This is a genomic window from Allobosea sp. 10L417, from assembly GCF_056395485.1.
Window position 1 is genome coordinate 71,662 of the sequence record NZ_JBFTJP010000008.1, and the last position, 17,565, is coordinate 89,226.

At 65.2% G+C, this 17,565-nt stretch carries 20 protein-coding genes; 9 read left to right on the plus strand and 11 right to left on the minus strand.

Annotated features, from left to right (window positions below):
• Positions 1–18: 18 nt before the first annotated feature.
• The 3 genes from AC1DE3_RS19365 to AC1DE3_RS19375 all read right to left on the minus strand — a co-directional run bounded on the left by AC1DE3_RS19365 (position 19) and on the right by AC1DE3_RS19375 (position 2,968).
• Positions 19–1,614 carry an arylsulfatase gene (locus AC1DE3_RS19365; protein WP_476852668.1) on the minus strand — a complete coding sequence of 532 codons (1,596 nt, stop codon included), beginning with the start codon at positions 1,612–1,614 and terminating at the stop codon, positions 19–21.
• Between the two features lie 113 nt (positions 1,615–1,727).
• Positions 1,728–2,567 carry a hypothetical protein gene (locus AC1DE3_RS19370; RefSeq protein ID WP_476852669.1) on the minus strand — a complete coding sequence of 280 codons (840 nt, stop codon included), beginning with the start codon at positions 2,565–2,567 and terminating at the stop codon, positions 1,728–1,730.
• Positions 2,568–2,692: 125 nt separating this feature from the next.
• A complete protein-coding gene (locus AC1DE3_RS19375) occupies positions 2,693–2,968 on the minus strand; it encodes a hypothetical protein (RefSeq protein WP_441509912.1) in 276 nt (91 codons plus the stop codon).
• A gap of 147 nt (positions 2,969–3,115) precedes the next feature.
• Here AC1DE3_RS19375 and AC1DE3_RS19380 point away from each other — a divergent pair, with 147 nt between their 5' ends.
• From AC1DE3_RS19380 to AC1DE3_RS19390, 3 genes are all read left to right on the plus strand, one after another.
• Complete coding sequence (locus AC1DE3_RS19380) at positions 3,116–4,138, plus strand: SphA family protein (RefSeq protein ID WP_476780073.1); 1,023 nt, start codon at positions 3,116–3,118, stop codon at positions 4,136–4,138.
• A 138-nt stretch (positions 4,139–4,276) separates the two neighbouring features.
• Positions 4,277–4,750, plus strand: a complete 474-nt coding sequence (gene ybaK / locus AC1DE3_RS19385) for a Cys-tRNA(Pro) deacylase (protein ID WP_476780074.1) — start codon at positions 4,277–4,279, stop codon at positions 4,748–4,750.
• Positions 4,751–4,831: 81 nt separating this feature from the next.
• Entirely contained in the window at positions 4,832–6,454 is a 1,623-nt protein-coding gene (locus tag AC1DE3_RS19390) for an ABC-F family ATP-binding cassette domain-containing protein (RefSeq protein WP_476780075.1), read from the plus strand.
• A 9-nt stretch (positions 6,455–6,463) separates the two neighbouring features.
• On the opposite strand, the gene AC1DE3_RS19395 is transcribed toward AC1DE3_RS19390, so the two are convergent.
• The 4 genes from AC1DE3_RS19395 to AC1DE3_RS19410 all read right to left on the minus strand — a co-directional run bounded on the left by AC1DE3_RS19395 (position 6,464) and on the right by AC1DE3_RS19410 (position 10,476).
• Positions 6,464–7,393, minus strand: coding sequence for a glutaminase (locus AC1DE3_RS19395; protein WP_476780076.1), 930 nt, complete (start codon positions 7,391–7,393; stop codon positions 6,464–6,466).
• A gap of 80 nt (positions 7,394–7,473) precedes the next feature.
• A complete protein-coding gene (locus AC1DE3_RS19400) occupies positions 7,474–8,664 on the minus strand; it encodes a diguanylate cyclase domain-containing protein (protein WP_476780077.1) in 1,191 nt (396 codons plus the stop codon).
• Positions 8,665–8,808: 144 nt separating this feature from the next.
• Positions 8,809–9,600, minus strand: coding sequence for a class I SAM-dependent methyltransferase (locus AC1DE3_RS19405; protein WP_476852670.1), 792 nt, complete (start codon positions 9,598–9,600; stop codon positions 8,809–8,811).
• A 120-nt stretch (positions 9,601–9,720) separates the two neighbouring features.
• Positions 9,721–10,476: a Crp/Fnr family transcriptional regulator gene (locus AC1DE3_RS19410; RefSeq protein WP_476780079.1), complete on the minus strand. Its 756-nt coding sequence runs from the start codon at positions 10,474–10,476 to the stop codon at positions 9,721–9,723.
• A 164-nt stretch (positions 10,477–10,640) separates the two neighbouring features.
• On the opposite strand from AC1DE3_RS19410, the gene AC1DE3_RS19415 reads away from it, so the two are divergent.
• Together AC1DE3_RS19415 and AC1DE3_RS19420 are read left to right on the plus strand one after the other, a co-directional pair.
• On the plus strand, positions 10,641–10,922 hold the full coding sequence (locus tag AC1DE3_RS19415) for a hypothetical protein (protein WP_476780080.1): 282 nt from the start codon (positions 10,641–10,643) through the stop codon (positions 10,920–10,922).
• Positions 10,923–11,034: 112 nt separating this feature from the next.
• Entirely contained in the window at positions 11,035–11,937 is a 903-nt protein-coding gene (locus AC1DE3_RS19420; RefSeq protein WP_476780081.1) for a transglutaminase family protein, read from the plus strand.
• 35 nt (positions 11,938–11,972) lie between these two features.
• On the opposite strand, the gene AC1DE3_RS19425 is transcribed toward AC1DE3_RS19420, so the two are convergent.
• Genes AC1DE3_RS19425 through AC1DE3_RS19435 form a run of 3 tightly spaced genes read right to left on the minus strand, consistent with a single transcriptional unit; the run spans position 11,973 to position 14,426 of the window.
• Positions 11,973–13,625: a sensor histidine kinase gene (locus AC1DE3_RS19425; RefSeq protein ID WP_476780082.1), complete on the minus strand. Its 1,653-nt coding sequence runs from the start codon at positions 13,623–13,625 to the stop codon at positions 11,973–11,975.
• Positions 13,625–14,215 (minus strand): sigma-70 family RNA polymerase sigma factor, encoded by a 591-nt coding sequence (locus AC1DE3_RS19430; RefSeq protein ID WP_441509923.1) that lies wholly within the window; start codon positions 14,213–14,215, stop codon positions 13,625–13,627. The genes AC1DE3_RS19425 and AC1DE3_RS19430 overlap by 1 nt, the downstream gene beginning before the upstream one ends.
• On the minus strand, positions 14,202–14,426 hold the full coding sequence (locus AC1DE3_RS19435; protein WP_476780083.1) for a NepR family anti-sigma factor: 225 nt from the start codon (positions 14,424–14,426) through the stop codon (positions 14,202–14,204). Before AC1DE3_RS19435 ends, AC1DE3_RS19430 begins: the two co-directional genes overlap by 14 nt.
• Before the next feature lie 212 nt (positions 14,427–14,638).
• Between AC1DE3_RS19435 and AC1DE3_RS19440 the strand changes: the two genes are divergently transcribed.
• From AC1DE3_RS19440 to AC1DE3_RS19450, 3 genes are all read left to right on the plus strand, one after another.
• Positions 14,639–15,433 carry a response regulator gene (locus tag AC1DE3_RS19440; protein WP_476780084.1) on the plus strand — a complete coding sequence of 265 codons (795 nt, stop codon included), beginning with the start codon at positions 14,639–14,641 and terminating at the stop codon, positions 15,431–15,433.
• A 131-nt stretch (positions 15,434–15,564) separates the two neighbouring features.
• A complete protein-coding gene (locus AC1DE3_RS19445) occupies positions 15,565–15,729 on the plus strand; it encodes a hypothetical protein (protein ID WP_441509926.1) in 165 nt (54 codons plus the stop codon).
• A gap of 284 nt (positions 15,730–16,013) precedes the next feature.
• Positions 16,014–16,571: an extensin-like domain-containing protein gene (locus AC1DE3_RS19450; protein WP_476780085.1), complete on the plus strand. Its 558-nt coding sequence runs from the start codon at positions 16,014–16,016 to the stop codon at positions 16,569–16,571.
• A gap of 7 nt (positions 16,572–16,578) precedes the next feature.
• Here the strand turns inward: AC1DE3_RS19450 and AC1DE3_RS19455 are convergent, their stop codons facing one another.
• Positions 16,579–16,818, minus strand: a complete 240-nt coding sequence (locus tag AC1DE3_RS19455; protein WP_476780086.1) for a hypothetical protein — start codon at positions 16,816–16,818, stop codon at positions 16,579–16,581.
• 110 nt (positions 16,819–16,928) lie between these two features.
• Here AC1DE3_RS19455 and AC1DE3_RS19460 point away from each other — a divergent pair, with 110 nt between their 5' ends.
• A complete protein-coding gene (locus tag AC1DE3_RS19460; RefSeq protein ID WP_476780087.1) occupies positions 16,929–17,423 on the plus strand; it encodes a DUF992 domain-containing protein in 495 nt (164 codons plus the stop codon).
• Positions 17,424–17,565 lie beyond the last annotated feature (142 nt).

Sequence of the window (17,565 nt, forward strand, 5' to 3'; positions counted from 1 at the left end):
CCCTCGTTCGGCCGGCGGCTATTTTGAGGCGCCCGTGCGGTCCAGATTGCGCATCAGAGCATCCACCATCTGGTCGACGCTGAAGCTCGCCGGACGCTGGCTCGGCGGAAACTCCTTGAAGGTCTGCAGGAACGGCGCGACCTTCCAGACGCCGTATTGGATCAGATAGGCGTTCTTCGCGAGCCAGTCATAATACTGGTCCGAGACGATGTCGGCCCGCTCCATCGGGTCCATGCGCAGGTTGAAGACTTTCGGCGCGCGCAGGCAGGTGAAGGGGTTCGCCCAGACGATGAAACCGCCGGGCTGACGCTGCTCGCAGAACACGATCTTCCAGTCGTTGTAGCGATAGGCGACGAGTTCACCATCGTCATTGAAGTAGAAGAACTCGTTGCGGGCCGATTTTGGCTGCTGGCCGGTCAGGTAGGGCAGCTGATTGTAGCCGTCGAGATGGACCTTGGCCTGTTGGTTGCCGAGCGTCGTGCCCTTGGCGAGCTTGTCCTTGATATCGCCATCGCCAGCGGCGGCGACCAGTGTCGGGAACCAGTCGAGGCCGGAGACCATCTCGTTCGAGACCTCGCCCGCCTTGATCTTGCCCGGCCAGCGGATCATTGCCGGGACGCGGAAGGCGCCTTCCCAATTCGTATCCTTTTCCGAGCGGAATTGCGTGGTCGCCGCATCGGGCCAGGACCATTGGTTGGGGCCGTTGTCGGTGGTGTAGACGACGATGGTGTTGTTGGCGACGCCGAGATCGTCGAGCGCCTTCAGGAGCTTGCCGACATCCTCGTCATGCTCGAGCATCCCGTCGGCATAGTCGTTGCCGGGCATGCCGCTGCGGCCCTTCATGGACTCGCGCACATGCGTGTAGACATGCATGCGGGTGGTGTTCATCCAGGTGAAGAAGGGCTTCTGCGCCTTCACCTGCCGCTGCATGAAATCGATCGCAGCCGCGGTGGTCTCGTCGTCGATCGTCTCCATCCGCTTGGCCGTGAGCGGGCCGGTGTCCTCGATCTTGCCGTCGGCGGAGGTCTTGAGCACGCCGCGCGGTGAATTGGATTTGACGAAATTGGCGTCGTTCTTCGGATAATAGGGGCGCTCCGGCTCCTCCTCGGCATTGAGATGGTAAAGATTGCCGAAGAACTCGTCGAAGCCGTGCCGGGTCGGCAGATATTCGTCGCGATCGCCGAGATGGTTCTTGCCGAACTGTCCGGTCGCGTAGCCCAAAGGCTTGAGCGCCTGCGCGATGGTGACGTCGCGGTCCTGCAGCCCGACAGTGGCGCCGGGGATGCCGACCTTGCAGAGGCCGGTCCGCAGACAGACCTGACCGGTGATGAAGGTGGAACGGCCGGCCGTGCAGCTGTTCTCCGCGTAATAGTCGGTGAACATCGTGCCTTCCCGGGCAATACGGTCGATGTTCGGCGTCCGGTAGCCGACGACCCCATGCGAATAGGCGCTGATGTTGCTCTGCCCGATGTCGTCGCCGAAGATCACGAGGATGTTGGGCCGGGCAGGGGCCGAGGCCGGGGCGGGTTGCTGGGCCTTTGCGGCCCCTGAGAGGCCCATGACGGTGGCCAACGCCGCCGCCGCCACCGCAGCCAGGAATTTTTGGCGTTCCATGAAATGCTCCTGGTTTCGCATCGCGACAGTGGAGACATTGCCGACACAGCGTTCGTCCGCGCACGCGATCGAATGCATCGCACGGGGGCATTCCGAGCTTAAGCTTGTAACAGTTACGGTCGCCCGGCGCCGCGCGCGTGCCGACGCAGGCCGATGGCGGCGGAGATCGCGCTCGTGGCTTCGGCGGCCAGGTTGTCGACGCGCTCATAGCCACATGCACCCGCGACCACATAGTCCCGGAAACTGGTGGCCAGGACTTCTCCGGTGCCGAGATCGCCCAGGCGCCAGGAATAGCGCATCGTGCTGTCGACGGGGCGCACGGCGATATCGAGCGAGAACGCCTCGTGCGGCGCGGAGTAGATGGCCTGGATCGACTCAACTGCCGCCCGGCGCTCATCCGACGGCACCACGCGGATGGAGAAGGAAGCCCTCTGCAGCATCATGGCAAGTGCATCGACGAAAAGCTCGGCCCGCGCCGCCATGTCGTCGTTGCCGCGCCCGGTATGGTCCTGCAGGATGACTTGCGGGGCGAACGACGAATGGTCGGCCCCGCTCTCGACAAGACCACAGCCAGCTTCGATACCGTCGACCACACAGGACCAGGCGAAAACCGGGACGTAACCGCCTTTAGGAAGTGAAATCCGGAGAGCGGCATCAGATCCGGCGCCTTCGTAATAGGACGCCAGGGCCGTTCTCAGGCGGGTCGCTTCGATCCTGACGATCGGATCCGTCGTCGGGTCAAAGGCTTCGTCACGGCCGAAAACATCGACCCCGATGGTGTAGGCCTTGATGCGATCGGCCGAGCCCTTGACGGCCTGCGTCACCACAAATGCGAGAAAGCGTCGGTTGCGCTCGGACAGGCGTAGATCATCGGAATTCAGCAGTACTTCGAGCGCTCCGAGAACCTGATCGGCTCCTGGTGGCTCCTGCCCGCTATTCAAGCTCTCGCCCATCGCTCAGCCCCGCTGCTGGACCGAAACCACGTCGATATTCGCTATATGCCGATCGCACTATGACTCTCTGTCAATCCCGTGGGCAAGCGCGAATACGCATGGCGCGCTCGCGAATCTTCCCTACCTCAAGAAAGTCGATTCAAGATATCTTGCTCTGTCGCAATCATCAGCGAGCGATATTCCTGCGACCGCTCGAGGGCGGCAGGAGCCGCAGACTTGTCCCAATAGGACGCCGCCTCGCAGGCGACCTCATAGGCTTCGCATAATTCCGCAATCCGCGCATCCCTGTCGAACAGGGTCTTGAGCGCCGCGCGTTTCTGTGGCCACCGAAGCATCAGGCGAGCCAGGCCGCGTCTTTGCGCCTTTTCCATCGGCCGCGCCTTCTTCAGTGGAACGGGCACGTCCACATTCTGGCTGAGGTCATCGCTTGCTGAACATCATGTAACCGTAACAATGCCGGTCCTGGGACCAGAAACGGAAAGACCGCGCTTCTTGACGACTGAAGCAAATCAGCCCAGCGTCGACGGCAGGGGTCAGGGAAATCGTTCATGCGGCGCATCGGTACGGCCGTCTTCGCAGCGACGGCGTGGGTCGTCGCCGGTGCAATTCCAGATACCGCATTCGCCACCGAGGGCGGCGCGAGCCTTTATGTTCCTGGATTTCGGGGACCCGGCGCAGGCATCGTCCCGCCGCCCGGCTTCTACTTCGAGAACGATTTCTATTCTTATTCGGGGCGCCTCTCGGCGAGCCGGCAGACGCAGATCGGCGGCGCCGTCCTGGCCAATGTGAAAGTCGAGGCGCGGGTCGATTTCGTCACACCGACCTGGGTAACGCCGATCGAGATTTTCGGTGGCAATCTGGGTTTCGCCCTGACCCTGCCGTTCGGCCAGCCCCGCGTCAGTGCGGGCGCGCTGATCGCCGCGCCCCGCCTCGGCCGCGCCTTCGGCGCAAAGCTGCGGGATTCGGACTTCCTGTTTGGTGACCCCGTTCTCACCAGCTTCGTCGGCTGGCATGCCGGCAACTTCCATTGGCAAGTCGGCGGCGCAGTCAACATCCCGTCGGGCACTTATCAAGACGGCTCGCTGTCCAACCTCTCGTTCAACCGCTGGATCGGCGACATCTACGCCGCCGCGACCTGGCTCGATCCGAAGATCGGGCTGGACATCTCCGGCGCGGTCGGCCTCGAGATCAACGGCACCAACGACGCGACCGACTACAAGAGCGGCAACGCCGTGCATGTCGACCTCGCCGTCAGCCAATATTTCAGCAAGGAATTCTCGGTCGGCGCGTTGTTCGCACATTACCAGCAGATCACCGGCGACAGCGGTTCGGGCGCGTCGCTCGGCCCCTATAAGGGCCGTGTGACCGCTGTCGGCGGCACGATCGCCTATTCCTTCGCCGTCGCCGGCACGCCGGTCACGGCACGCCTCAAAGTGCTGCGCGAGGTGAGCGTCGAAAACCGGCCACAGGGGACGATCGGTCTTTTCAGCATCGCGTTCCCGCTCGGCGCCGTCGCGCAGGCAGCGCCGCCGCCCGAGCCCGTGCCTGGCGCCCGTGTGGTAAAGTACTAGCCGACCGACGTCGAAGGATCTGCAGGAAGTCGCGGGCGCTGCGCTTTCCAAGTCGCCGGCAAGGGGGTACTTGGCTGTCGCGGTGAGTGCGCTCGCGCCCTGCACCGGTTCCGCCGCTAGCCCAGTATTCACCGGATCATGGCCCAGACGACCCCTGCCACCCAGGCATTGAAGCGGCTCGGCATCGGCTTCGAGCTACGCAGCTACGACTATGATCCCAATGCCGAGCGGGTCGGATTGCAGGCAGCCGAAGCGCTGGGAGAGCCGCCCCATCGCGTCCTCAAAACCCTGATCGCACAGGTCGACGGCAAGCCGGTCTGCATCGTGCTCGCCTCCGATCGCGAGGCCAGCATGAAGAAGGTCGCGGCGGCCTTCGGCGGCAAGTCGGCAGCGATGATGCCGGTGCCGGATGCCGAAAGGCTCACCGGCTACAAGGTCGGCGGCGTCAGTCCCTTCGGCCAGAAGCGCAAGTTGCCGACCATCGTCGACGAAGCGGCGTCCGGCGAGGCGCTGGTTTACGTCAATGGCGGCCAGCGCGGCCTGCAGATCGCGCTCACGCCCGCCGATCTCCTGCGTGCTGCCGACGCGCGCAGCGCCCCGCTCTCAACCTGATCGCGGCCTCGCGCCGCCTTTCCCACTCGCTCCCGATGGCTTAGTGGCACGGGGGCGCCGCTTCCCAGGGTTTCCAAACGAATGATTCGCCTCGAGAACATCAGCAAGCAGAACGGAAAGCAGATCGTCTTCATCGAGGCGTCGGCCGGGCTCCTCAAGGGCGAAAAGGTCGGCCTCGTCGGGCCCAACGGCGCCGGAAAGACCACGCTTTTCCGGATGATCACTGGCGAGGAAGGACCGGACGAGGGTCAGGTCTCGATCGATCGCGGCATCACCATCGGCTATTTCAGCCAGGATGTCGGCGAGATGTCCGGCCGCAGCGCGGTCGCCGAGGTGATGGACGGGGCCGGGCCGGTCAGCACGGTCGCGGCGGAGCTCGCAGAGCTCGAGGCCGCCATGGTCGACCCGGACAGGGCCGACGAGATGGAGGACATCATCACCCGCTATGGCGAGGTGCAGGGCCGCTTCGAGGAGCTCGACGGCTACGCCCTGGACGGGCGGGCCCGCGAAGTTCTGGCGGGCCTTGGCTTCAGCGAAGAGATGATGGAAGGCGATGTCGGCGCGCTCTCGGGCGGCTGGAAGATGCGTGTCGCGCTCGCCCGCATCCTGCTGATGCGCCCGGACGCGATGCTGCTCGACGAGCCGAGCAACCATCTCGACCTCGAAAGCCTGATCTGGCTGGAATCCTTCCTCAAGGGTTACGAAGGCGCGCTGCTGATGACCTCGCACGATCGCGAGTTCATGAACCGCATCGTCGGCAAGATCATCGAGATCGACGGCGGCGCGTTGACCACCTATTCCGGCGACTATGAATTCTACCAGCAGCAGCGCGCGCTGGCCGAAAAGCAGATGCAAGCGCAGTTCGAGCGCCAGCAGGCGATGCTCGCCAAGGAAATCGCCTTCATCGAGCGCTTCAAGGCCCGCGCATCGCATGCCGCGCAGGTGCAGAGCCGGGTGAAGAAGCTGGACAAGATCGAGCGCGTCGAGCCGCCGCGCCGGCGCCAGACCGTCGCCTTCGAGTTCCAGCCGGCGCCGCGCTCCGGCGACGATGTCGCCAGCCTCAAGAACGTGCACAAGGCCTATGGCAGCCGCAGCATCTATGAGGGGCTCGACTTCCATATCCGTCGCAAGGAGCGCTGGTGCATCCTCGGCGTGAACGGGGCTGGCAAATCGACATTGCTCAAGCTCGTCACCGGCGCGACCGAGGCCGACGCGGGCACCGTCACCGTGGGCAGCAGCGTCAAGATGGGCTATTTCGCCCAGCACGCCATGGAGGTGCTCGACGGCGAGCGCACCGTGTTCGAGGCGCTGGAAGACCGCTTTCCGCAGGCAGGGCAGGGCTCGCTCAGGTCGCTGGCCGGCTGCTTCGGCTTCTCCGGCGACGATGTCGAGAAGCGCTGCCGCTTCCTGTCCGGCGGCGAGAAGGCGCGCCTCGTGATGGCGATGATGCTCTACGACCCGCCGAACTTCCTCGTGCTGGACGAGCCGACCAACCATCTGGACATCGCGACCAAGGAGATGCTGATCACCGCGCTCTCGCAATATGAGGGCACGATGCTCTTCGTCTCGCACGATCGGCATTTCCTCGCTGCGCTGTCGAACCGGCTGCTGGAGCTGACGCCCGAAGGCGTCCACGCCTATGGCGGCGGTTACACGGAATACGTTGCGCGCACCGGGCAAGAGGCGCCGGGCCTGCGGAGCTAGACGTTCTCGCTAGCGCGCGAAGACCGACCAGCCGGTCGCCTCGGCCAGGCGTTCCAGCGCCTGCGTGCCGAGCAGCGAATTGCCGTTGGCGTTGAGGCCGGGCGACCAGACAGCGATCGCGGCCTTGCCTGGAGCGACGGCGAGGATGCCGCCGCCGACACCCGATTTGCCGGGCAGGCCGACGCGGAAGGCGAAGTCGCCCGAAGCATCATAGTGGCCGCAGGTCAGCATCAGCGCGTTGATGCGCCGCGCCCGCTGGGCCGAGACGACGCGCGGCCCGCCCGGTTCGTAGAGCCCGCCATGCATCAGGAACCGCCCGGCCATGGCGAGCTGGCGGCAGCTCATGGCGATCGCGCATTGATGAAAATAGACGCCGAGCGTCAGCTCCGGCGCGTGGGTGACGTTGCCGAAGGCCTTCATGTAGTTGGCGAGCGCGATGTTGCGGAAACCGGTCGCCTGCTCGGCCCGCGCGACAGCGTCGTCGATGACGATCCTGTCGTCATCCGCCAGGTAGCGCACGAAGCGCAGCAATTCGCCGATCGCGACGCGTGGCTCGTGGCCGGCGAGATTGATGTCGGCGACGACGAGCGCGCCGGCATTGATGAAGGGATTGCGCGGCACGCCCTGCTCGCGTTCGAGCTGAACGATCGAGTTGAAAGGCGTGCCGGAGGGTTCGCGCCCCACCCTGCGCCAGAGCGTGTCGCCGACCTTGCCGAGCGCCTGGGTCAGAGCAAATACCTTGGAGACGCTCTGGATCGAGAAGGGTTCCTCGCTGTCGCCGGCGGCGTGCACTGCGCCATCCGCCGTCACGACGCAGAGCCCGAACTGACGCGAATCGATGCGGGCGAGCGGCGGGATATAGGTCGCGACCTCGCCGCGCTCGCCGGCGTCGCGCATCTCGTCGGCAATGTCGCGGACGAGCCGCCCGATATCCGTCACGCCTGAGATCCCGGCTGCTGCGCATGGCAGGCAAGCCCGAGCGGGACCGCCGGGTCAAGCCCCTCCGCGCCGGCAACCGCTTATTGCAGGCGAAGCGTCCCGCCGGAGGAGGCGCCCCCGATCACCGGACGCTGCGAAGCGATGACGCACAGCGATTTGCCGCGCGACTTCGCCTGGTACAGCGCGGCATCGGCCGCGGTCATCAGGCTGTTCATGTCGCGGCCATGCTCGGGAGCGAGCGCAATGCCGACGGAGGCGCCGATATGGAGCCTGTGGCCGCTGTCGAGCTCGTAAGGCTCCGAGATTTCCCGCACGATCCGCTCGCCGAAGCGCTGAAGCTGAACGTGCTCGGTCTGCTCGGAGAGGACGACGAACTCGTCGCCGCCGATGCGCGCCGCGATGTCGGACGCCCGGACGAGGCCGCGCAGCCGCTCGGCCACCAGCTGGAGCAAAGCGTCCCCCGCCATATGGCCGTAGCTGTCATTGACGGCCTTGAAGCCGTCGAGATCGAGATAGACCAGGGCAAGCCCCTTGGGAGGCTTCGCATCGTCGAATTTCGTCGTGAAGGCCTTGGCCAACCCGGTCCGGTTCGACAGCCCCGTCAGCATGTCGTGCCGCGCGTGGAAGGCATTCTCGCGTTCCGCCCGCATGGTGGAGATCAGCATCCCGTTCAGCTTGTAGGCCGCCATCGTCATGCTGAAGAGATAGAACGGGATCTGCATGAAGGTGATGAGCATTATCGGCTCGGACAGGAAAGGCGCCGCAAGCACGCAGGGACCGAGCGTGAGTGCGACCATCACGCCGGCCATGCGCGGCGCCGCGAAATTTCGAAAGCAAATGCCGCCCACCATCGCAGCCGCCGACAGGCAGGCGAGCGTGGACGCCACCCAGTCGCCGCTCATCAGGCTCAGGAACGTGCCGGCGCCGATGCCGGCCGCCCAGGCGACGCCGAGCAGGAGATAGATGTCGGTGGGGGTCGATTGGCCGCGCGCGGCACGCTTGCGCGCCGCAAGCAGGACGCACAGGCGCACGACGCAGCAAACGATCTCGAAAGCACACCAGAGCGTGAATGGCAGGGTCGGGATGCGCCAGGCGATCAGGAAGGACACCGCCAGCGAGTTGATGACGCCGCCGGCGAAGATCGGCAGCGTGCCGTAGAGGCTTGCAACCAGCGCGCCCCGGATATCGGGGGGGACATCCGGGCCGGCATCCGCAAGCCAGCGCGTCACACGCCAACGCGGCAGGCTGAAACGGAGGACTGGGGCACTCATCGGCTGATCCGGCTCCTCTGGCGAGCAGGCCAGCGGAGCACCCGGTCGCGAAGGGTGCCTAGCAATCAGGGGTTACGATTCAGTGAGGAACGCCGCGCGAATCAAGCGTTGTATGCAATGCAGGGCTGCCGAAAACTCGGATCGTCACCGGATCTGGCGGTAGACCCAGACCCGCGCAGGCGGAATGTTGCGCAGCACCCAATCGGAGACGAAGGCCTTGAGGCCGGATCCCTTGCGCGGGATCGGCGAGATCACCGAATAGGTGAACTGGATGAACGGCGCGCCCTCGACAAGCAGCGGAAAGGCCTCGCGCGCCAAGGCCGTGCGGGTGGCCGGCGGCCGGTTGAACAGCGGCAGGCTCGAGACGAGCGCGATCGCCTTCTCGTGCAGATGGCCGGTGAGAGTCTTGGACAGGGCATACGCATCGCCCTGCACCACCGTCGCATGCGGAAAGCGCTGACGCAGGAGCTCACAGAACTCCGGGCTGTACTCGACGAGGATGAGACGGCTCTCGTCGATGCCACGCTCGATCAGCGCTTCGGTGACCGGGCCGGTGCCGGGGCCGATCTCGATGACCGGGCCGGGCTGTTCGGGATCGACGAAGGAGGCCATCCGCCGCGCGAGCGCCGGGCTCGACGGCGTCACCGAGCCGGTGCGCAGCGGGTCGTCGATCCAGGACTTGATGAAGCGGGCCTCGTCGCCGAGCTTCGCCCTGGCTTCGCTGACTCGACTCTTGAACTTCTCGGCGGTGCTGCGAACTTCGCTCTCGACCTTGTAGCGGACGGCCGCCACCTTGAGCTTGGCTTCGGCGACGCTGTCGACAAGGTCAGCCGCCGTCACCCGCACCTCGCCCTCGATCCGCGACGCCACGCGGGATTGCCCGAGGCGAGCGGCGAGCGACGTTGCGCGCGGACGATGACGGATCGTCGAAGACATGGCACCCCTTGATCGCCGCAGAGACGACGCGTCTGACGCAGCCGAACGTTACCTGCGCGGCATATGGGGTCAAGAGCGGCCGCCCGCCAAGTTCTTTTCCGCAGTTCCGGCAAAAAGCTGTCAGATCAACGGCCTCGGCGGCGAAGCCTGCTCGTAGACCGCAGCCATATGTGCGGTCAGGCGCGGGTTGAGCAGCGTCAGCCGCCCGCCCGAGAGCGAGAACAGCCCGGCCTTGCGCAGACGCGACCAGGTCTTGCTGGTGTGGACCAGAGACAAGCCCAGCGCATCGGCGAGCTGCTGCTGCGAGAGCGGAAAGGCGAAGCTGTGGTTGCTGACGAGGCCTAGCGTATCGGCGCGATGGTAGAGCGAGATCACCAGCGCGGCGATCCGCTCGCCCGCATTGCGCTGGCCGACCGTGGTCAGATTGTCGTCGATCAGGCTCTCCTCGCGTGAGCCCAGCCAGGCCAACTCATAGGCCAGCGTCGGCATTCTGACGAAGAGGTCCCAGATCCGCCTGCGCGGGAAGACGCAGAGCTCGACATCCGTGAGCGCTTCGATGCCGTGCTCGGCCGCGCTGAGCAGGGAAGCCTGCAGGCCTACGAGATCCCCCGGAAGGAGAAAATTGAGGATCTGGCGGCGCCCGTCTGGCAGGGATTGGTAGCGGAAGGCCCAGCCCGAATAGAGCGTGTAGAGTTCGGCATCCTCCTGGCCGGGGTGAATGATGTCGGCGCCGGCCGGAAGGCTGCGATGGTCGATCTTCATGGCCTGAATGAAGCGGATCTCGTCGTCTGCCTTGTCCTTGAAGGCGGGCTTGAGCCGCAGCGGGCAGGCAAGGCAAGGCGTTCCCAAGCGGCCCTGCTTACTGACGATGTTCATGAACCCACCGGTCCCCCCGACTCCGCCGCGGAACGCATCGGCAAGCGTCCAACGCGCAAGACGGCGGCGCGTTCCGAATCGGCTCCAAAGGAACCATCTCGGCTTCCGCTGCGTTTTCCTGTCGAAATCCGGCCCATCCGGGCCGGAAGCGTTGGGAGATGGACATGCCGAAAGCCAGCCTTGCCCCCGCTGTACGAGCCCTGCTTTTCTTCGGCTTCATGGGTGCGGCCGTCACGGGTCTGACCATCGGAGCGCAACTGCAAATCCCCTCCGACCAGAGTTCGACGAGCGTCGCCATGGCCAGGGGCGAACGCGACAAGGCCGCGGATCTCCGCTTCGCCGCGGTCGATTCCGCTGACCGGACGCGCAGCACGGCGAAGAGGGCGATCGCCTCACCGTCTCAGCAGGCGCTTGCAAGCGGGCCTATAACGCATGTCGTACGCTGAGCCTGCCAGCGGAACCTGACGCGGTTCCCCGCGTTAAACGCGCGGCGCATCCTCGCGTCGCACTTCAAGGCCGCCTCTGGCGGCTTATTTTTTGAGTGCAGGCAGAGCCCCCATGCTGCGTATCCGACACGCAACGACCTATCGCTATGCGCAGCCCGTCGCCTTCGGCCCACATCGGCTGATGCTGCGGCCACGCGACAGCTTCGACCTACGCGTCGTCGATACCGCCCTCTCGATCTCGCCGTCCGCCAGCCTGAGCTGGATGCACGACGCCTACGGCAATCCCGTCGCCATCGCGAATTTCGAGGCCGAGGCCGATACGCTCGACATCGTCAGCACCCTGATGCTCCAGCGCTTCGGCCCCGCCATTCCGCGCTCCGAGATCAAGCCCGGCACAGCGCTGACCGGGGTCGTCTACGGCGAAAACGAGCGGTCGGCGCTGCAGCCGTTCCTCGCTCTCGCCAGCGCCGACCCCGACAAGATGCTCGACCGCTGGCTCGCCGATTTCAGGGCGAGAACCGGCCAGGGCTCGGGCCATCTCCTGCGCGATCTCGCTCACGCGCTCCATGGCGCACTCAGCTACACCACCCGTTTCGACGAAGGCACGCAGCACCCCGTCGACACCCTGGAGAGCGGTTTTGGCTCCTGCCGCGACTACGCCTGGCTGTTCATCGAACTCGCACGGCGCATGGGTTTCGCCGCACGCTTCGTCACCGGCTACATCCATGACAGGAGCCCGGACGACGCCCTGCTGACCAGCGCGGTGGGATTGACCCATGCCTGGGCGGACGTCTTCATCCCCGGCGATGGCTGGGTCGAGTTCGATCCGACCAATGATCTCGTTGCCGATCGCCAACTCCTGCGCGTCGCAGTCGCCCGCGTGCCGGAGGATGCCTCACCCATCGCCGGCAGCTTCACCGGCCCGGCAGGGTCCTTCCTGGGGCTGAGCGTCGGCGTATCGATCGAACCGGTCGACGCGCCCCAAGCCGGATCGGATCTGGCTGAATCAATGTGATCGGCCAGTCCCGCTCTGACTTGGAAAGAGCTCGGTCAGGACGTATGACTGACACGCCAGCGGCCAAGCGAACCGCCTTGAGGCTCTGCTGTCTGCACCGCCTCGATCTGGGCGAGGAGGCCGGCAAAAATACGCGGCGGCGCGCCGTGGCTGATCTCGCGATCGGCGTCGAGCCAGACCTCGATCGTGTCGTCGTCGATATCGACGACATTGACCGTGACGCGCACGCCCGGCGTGCTGCGCAGCGCGCGCGAAGCGACATCAGCCACAAGAAATCCGAGCGGGATGATGCGATCCACCGAAAGCGTCGCCGCCGTATCGATCCGGCTCGTCACCCACTGATCGCGGCTGCGGATCAGATTCGAGATCATCGTGACGACGTCGTCGAGGAAGAGATCGACGCGGACCGGCTGCATCTCTCCGTCCGCCAGCGTGAAGCGATAGGCTGCCGAAAGGACATGGACGCGACATTCGGCATCGGCGAGAGCCAGCCGGGCCTCGTCGCGGTAATCGCGCTTACTCAGGCCGATATAACTCTGGACGACCTGCAGGCTGTTCTTCACCCGGTGATGCAGCTCACGCACGAGGAAACGGTTGTCGTCCAGGGCGGTTTGCAGGCGGCGCTGACGCACCTCCTGCTCGTCGACCATGGCGTTGAAAGCTTCCGCCACGCTGCGGATATCGCTCGGCATGTCCTCGGCGAGCGCCACTCTCGCCCGCCCGGACGAAGCCCGCGCACGGGCCGCCGCTTCGATGCCGCGCAGCCAGCGGGCGCAATGCTTGTCGATCGCGCGCAGGTAGACGACGCAAAGCAGTGCAAGAGTGGTCAGCGGCGCGAGCAGGAGCACGAAGAACTGCAGGCGCGCGGCTTGGGCCGGCCCGTCGTCGAAGCTGGCGATGACGTAGAAGTCGGGATCGGCGACCATCCGGGCCGAATAGACGCGATCGGGACCGGCGCGACTGGGCGCCGTCCAACGTTCGCGGCCGTTCGGAACCCGATTCTGTTGCGGCAGCCAATTCATATCCGCATCGTCGCCGCGGTTGGCCACGATGTCACTGCCCCGGCCGATCAACGCGACATTCATGTCCCGCCGCCCATCGCCAAGATCGAAGACGTTCTCCAGCAGCTCCGGCGCGGTCAGGAGAAGTGCCTCTTGCAGACCCCTGCCGGCCGTCTCCGGGTCGGCCATCAGGATGGCGAGATAACGCCGGCCGGCGAGCGTGACCTGATCATAGCGGATTCTGCCGAGATCGGCGCCGTTCCAGTTCGCGACGGAAGGAAGCTTTGCCAGCTGTCTGGCGACGTCGCCCAGTGTCTCCTTCGAGAGATCGGCATTGAGAGAAGCCGCGCAGATGCGACCATCGGCGCTGCGCAGGAAGAAGGCGTGGAAGCCGCTCGCCCGCTGCATCGCTTCCAGCCCCGCTTCCTCGCAGACAGCAGGATCGACGCGCGGATCGCTCGCCATCGTTCCAAAGGCGAGCAGTGCGCGCGAAGCCCCCCGGTACCAGACGCGCGTGCGCACCGCGAAATCATCGACCGCGCGCAGCTGGGCTGCCTCGATCGTCGCGACGGCAGCGCGATAAGTGGCATAGGCAGCGAAAGCCGTGGCGCAAGCAACCGGGACCGCAATAGCGATCAGAAGGGCCAGAAGGCGCCCTCGAACGGTGCTGAACCGCGCCAGACGCATCAGGAGCCGACTGGTTCGGAACCGACCCTTTGCATCGCGGCCGCGCTGGTGCGGTCCGGCCCAAGATCGTCGACGCCACCGATGGAAAGCAGCTCGGCGAGCTTCGTCCGAGCGCGGTTCACCCGGCTCTTGATCGTGCCGATCGCCACGCCGCAGATGTCCGCCGCCTCCTCGTAGGACAAGCCGGTCGCGCCCACCATGATCAGGACTTCACGCTGCTCCTCGGGAAGCTTCGCCAGCGCCTTGCGGAAATCGGCGAGGTCGAGATGGCTTTCCTGATTGCCATGCGTCGCCATCCTCTCGGCATAGGTGCCTTCGCTGTCCTGCACCTCGCGCCCGCGCTTGCGATAGAGCGAGTAATAGGTGTTCCGCAGGATGGTGAAAAGCCAGGCGCGCAGGCTGGTGCCCGGTTCGAACTTGTCGGAGTTGCCCCACGCCTTGAGAAGCGTATCCTGGACGAGATCGTCAGCGAGCTGCATCGACCCCGACAACGAAGCCGCGAAGGCGCGCAAGTTCGGGATTTCGCGAATCAGGCCGTCCTTGAACTCGTTGGCAGCGCGGGAAGCCTGAGGGAGATCATTTGCACTCATCGGACGACGCTCCGGCTGCGCGCAGTTCCGTCGCTTCGAGCTGCGCCAGCAGCACAAGGAATTTGTCCGGGACAGGTGCGTTCACAATGTCGTCGTAGTGCGCCTTGAGCGAGCGACCTATGGATTCCTGCACCTTCGCATCCAGAACCAGTTCGAAGTCGTCATTGTCGCCTCCGTCCGGCTCGGACATCGCTGTATCCACGTTGCTCATCTCAGCCCTCGCGCCGCAACCGGGCCTGCTTTTCCAGCAAGTCCCGCACTTCATCTCTCTGTCGGCGAAACCAGAGCCAGATGGCGGTGGCGACACCAATGCGCCCTAATAACAGCCGCGATTTCAAAAGGTTCCGCATCCGGCAAAAAATAAATTCCTTGTCAGCGGCTCATCCTAAGCCATTATCCAGGCACGATAAAAGGGACGCGTTCATGTCTATCGCAAAAGAAATTGCGCCTCATCTTCCTTACCTGCGCCGGTTCGCGCGCGCCCTCAGCGGCACTCAGGCCAGCGGTGACGCCTATGTCGTCGCAATGCTGGAAGCGCTCGTCGCCGATCCATCAGGCTTTCCTCGTGGCATCGATCCTCGCGTCGGTCTCTATCAGTCCTTCCTGAAGCTGTGGTCCTCGGCCGGCGTCGATACCAGCGAGCCGATCGTCGAGCTCACGCGGGCTCCGGCCGAGCGCAATCTCGAGGCGCTGACGCCAAGGCCACGGCAAGCCTTCCTGCTGCGAACCGTCGAGGGCTTCTCGATCGAAGAGGTCGGGACGATCATGGGCGTCGACACGACCGAGGCGGCCGCGCTCGTCCAGACCGCCGGCCAGGAGATTGCCGAGCAGGTCGCGACCGACGTGCTGATCATCGAGGACGAGCCGATCATCGCGCTCGACATCGAGACGATGGTCGAGGAACTCGGCCACAGCGTCACCGGCGTGGCCCGCACGCAGCGCGAGGCGATCGCGCTGGTCGGCAAGAAGCGCCCCGGCCTTGTGCTGGCCGATATCCAGCTGGCCGATGGCAGCTCCGGGCTCGATGCGGTCAACGAGATCCTGACCTCGATCGACGTGCCCGTGATCTTCATCACAGCCTACCCTGAGCGGCTGCTCACGGGCGACCGGCCGGAGCCCGCCTTCCTGATTACCAAGCCGTTCCAGCCGGAAGCGGTGAAGGCCGCGATCAGCCAGGCGCTGTTCTTCGATCGGCGGGCCGGCCGCAAGGCCGCCTGAGCCCCTTTACTTGCTGATCAGAAGCCCGCGGCGCGCCGCGGGCTTTTTTTGTCGCGCCCGGAACCAGCACCGCCGCCGCACGTTCCGCAACACGATGTCGGTTTGGTTTTCGGTGCGGGAGGGCATGGACCATGGCGATGACCTGCTTGTCGGCAGCGATCGCAGCGATTTCGGTCGCGGCAACGCTGTTTTCAGGAGCCGTGGCACCGGGCGCCATGAGCGGCGAGATTCTGTCACTGGTACTGGCCGCATTGACCAGCCTGGCTGTGGCGGGAGCAGCCGCTCTCGACAGCTGATCCCGGCAAGTCGCCTCGGCGGTTCAGCCGCACGAATTCTTCTGCTGACCGCAGTCGGCCTCGTCTCCGCGTCAGTCCGCGCGGAGGTCGCGTCACCGCGGTTCCAGGGGTCCGTGCCAAGTTGGTCCCTGCAAAGATTGCCGCCGCCGCGGCCCGCAGAGCTTCCGGCGCGCACGCCCGCTCCTCCCCCGGAGCAAGCCAAGCCCTCGCCCCCCCCGCCCGCCCAGCCTTCCCAGCCCTTGCCCCAGACGACAAGCGTAGAGCCCCAGGCTTGCCTCGTCAGGATGGCCTCCATTCCCGGAAACAGGTTGGAGTCTGCCGTTTCGAAAGTTTCGAAGGCCGACCCCGCCTGCCGCGTGGACGAGCCGGTCCGCCTCCACGCGCTGGCAATCCGGGGCAGCGCATCGGGACAGACGGTGACCTTCGAGCCGGCGCCGCTGATCAGCTGCGCGATGGCATCGGCCATCGCAGACTGGCTCGACACCAGCATTCAGCCCTTGGCGCGCGGATATTTCAACCTCAGCCTCACCGCGATGCGTGTCGGCGGCGGGCAGGAATGCCGGCGACGCAATGGAGCTTCCACCGGCCCGATCAGCGAGCATGCGAGCGGTCAGGCCTTGGACATCTTCGCCTTCAAACTCGCGGAAGGCGGCACGTCGGAAACAGTCCTGGTCGAGAAGCCCTCCGGCCTTGTCCAGAACCGCTTCCTCGACGCAGTCCGTCAGTCGGCGTGCGGGGCGTTCATGACGGCGCTGGGGCCGGGCTCCGACGCCGCCCATGCCAACCACCTGCACGTCGATATCCAGACGCGACGTTCGCGCACATCACGTTTTTGCCAGTAGGGGAGATCTAGGCGCCAGTGTCGAAGCGCAGCAGGAAAGACCGGGATTCCGGGGTATCATCAACCCCGTCGCCATCGACAAGCCGCGGAGCGGCGCGCCGCGCCGCCATCACAGCCAGCGCCGCGTCGCAATCAAGTCCGGTCGCCAGCAGATCCTCAAGCTCCCAGAATGGCGGAAGAGCCGCCTCGGAGGCCTGGTCGTGGATTGTTGGGATTTCTCCCCGCAGACGACTCACGGACATCGACATTCCCATGCCAAGATAACGAGTCAACGCAACAGGCTAGCTTTGGTTCCCTTACGGCGGAACTGTGGGTTTCTTGGGGCGTTTCGATCGGTCCACCGCCAGGAGCATATGCGATGATTACTGGGCATTCCCGATCCAGCCTTGCCCTCGCCGCCTTCGCAGGCCTGGCATGCCTGACCAGCCCGGTATCGGCCCAGCAGCCGACCGGGCCGTCCACCGGGCGGCTATCCTGCACGCTCAGCAGCCCCCCTGCCGCAACGGTGACGACGCAGAAGCCGATGGAGTGCCGCTTCCGCCCCAGGCGCGGGCCGCTCCAGCAATATACCGGCGTCGTCCGCGGCTTCAGCATGGATCTCGCGTCGATTCGCAGCGCGGCGATGGCCTGGCGCGTCTTCGGTCCGTATGCACGCGCGCCCCTCGGAGCGCTGACGGGTCAGTACAGCGCGTCGGGGACGGGCGCCGGAACAAGCGGACATGTCCTGAACGGGGGAGAGAAAAACCAAGTGACCCTGCAGCCGCTGCCGTTCCAGGGCCATCGCGGCATCAATGTCGCGACGGGCGTGACCGCCCTGGAACTGACGCTTGTGCCTCCCGGCAAGCGGCGCTGAAAGACCGACATTCGATAGGGCGGGAACGCGTTCCCACGACCTGATCAAAACCTCTGGGCCAGCGTGATCCTCCCCGAAGAATTACTTTTCGCTAACCTTGACCTGGCAAAATTGACTCAAAGTCAACGTTTCTACCCCACTA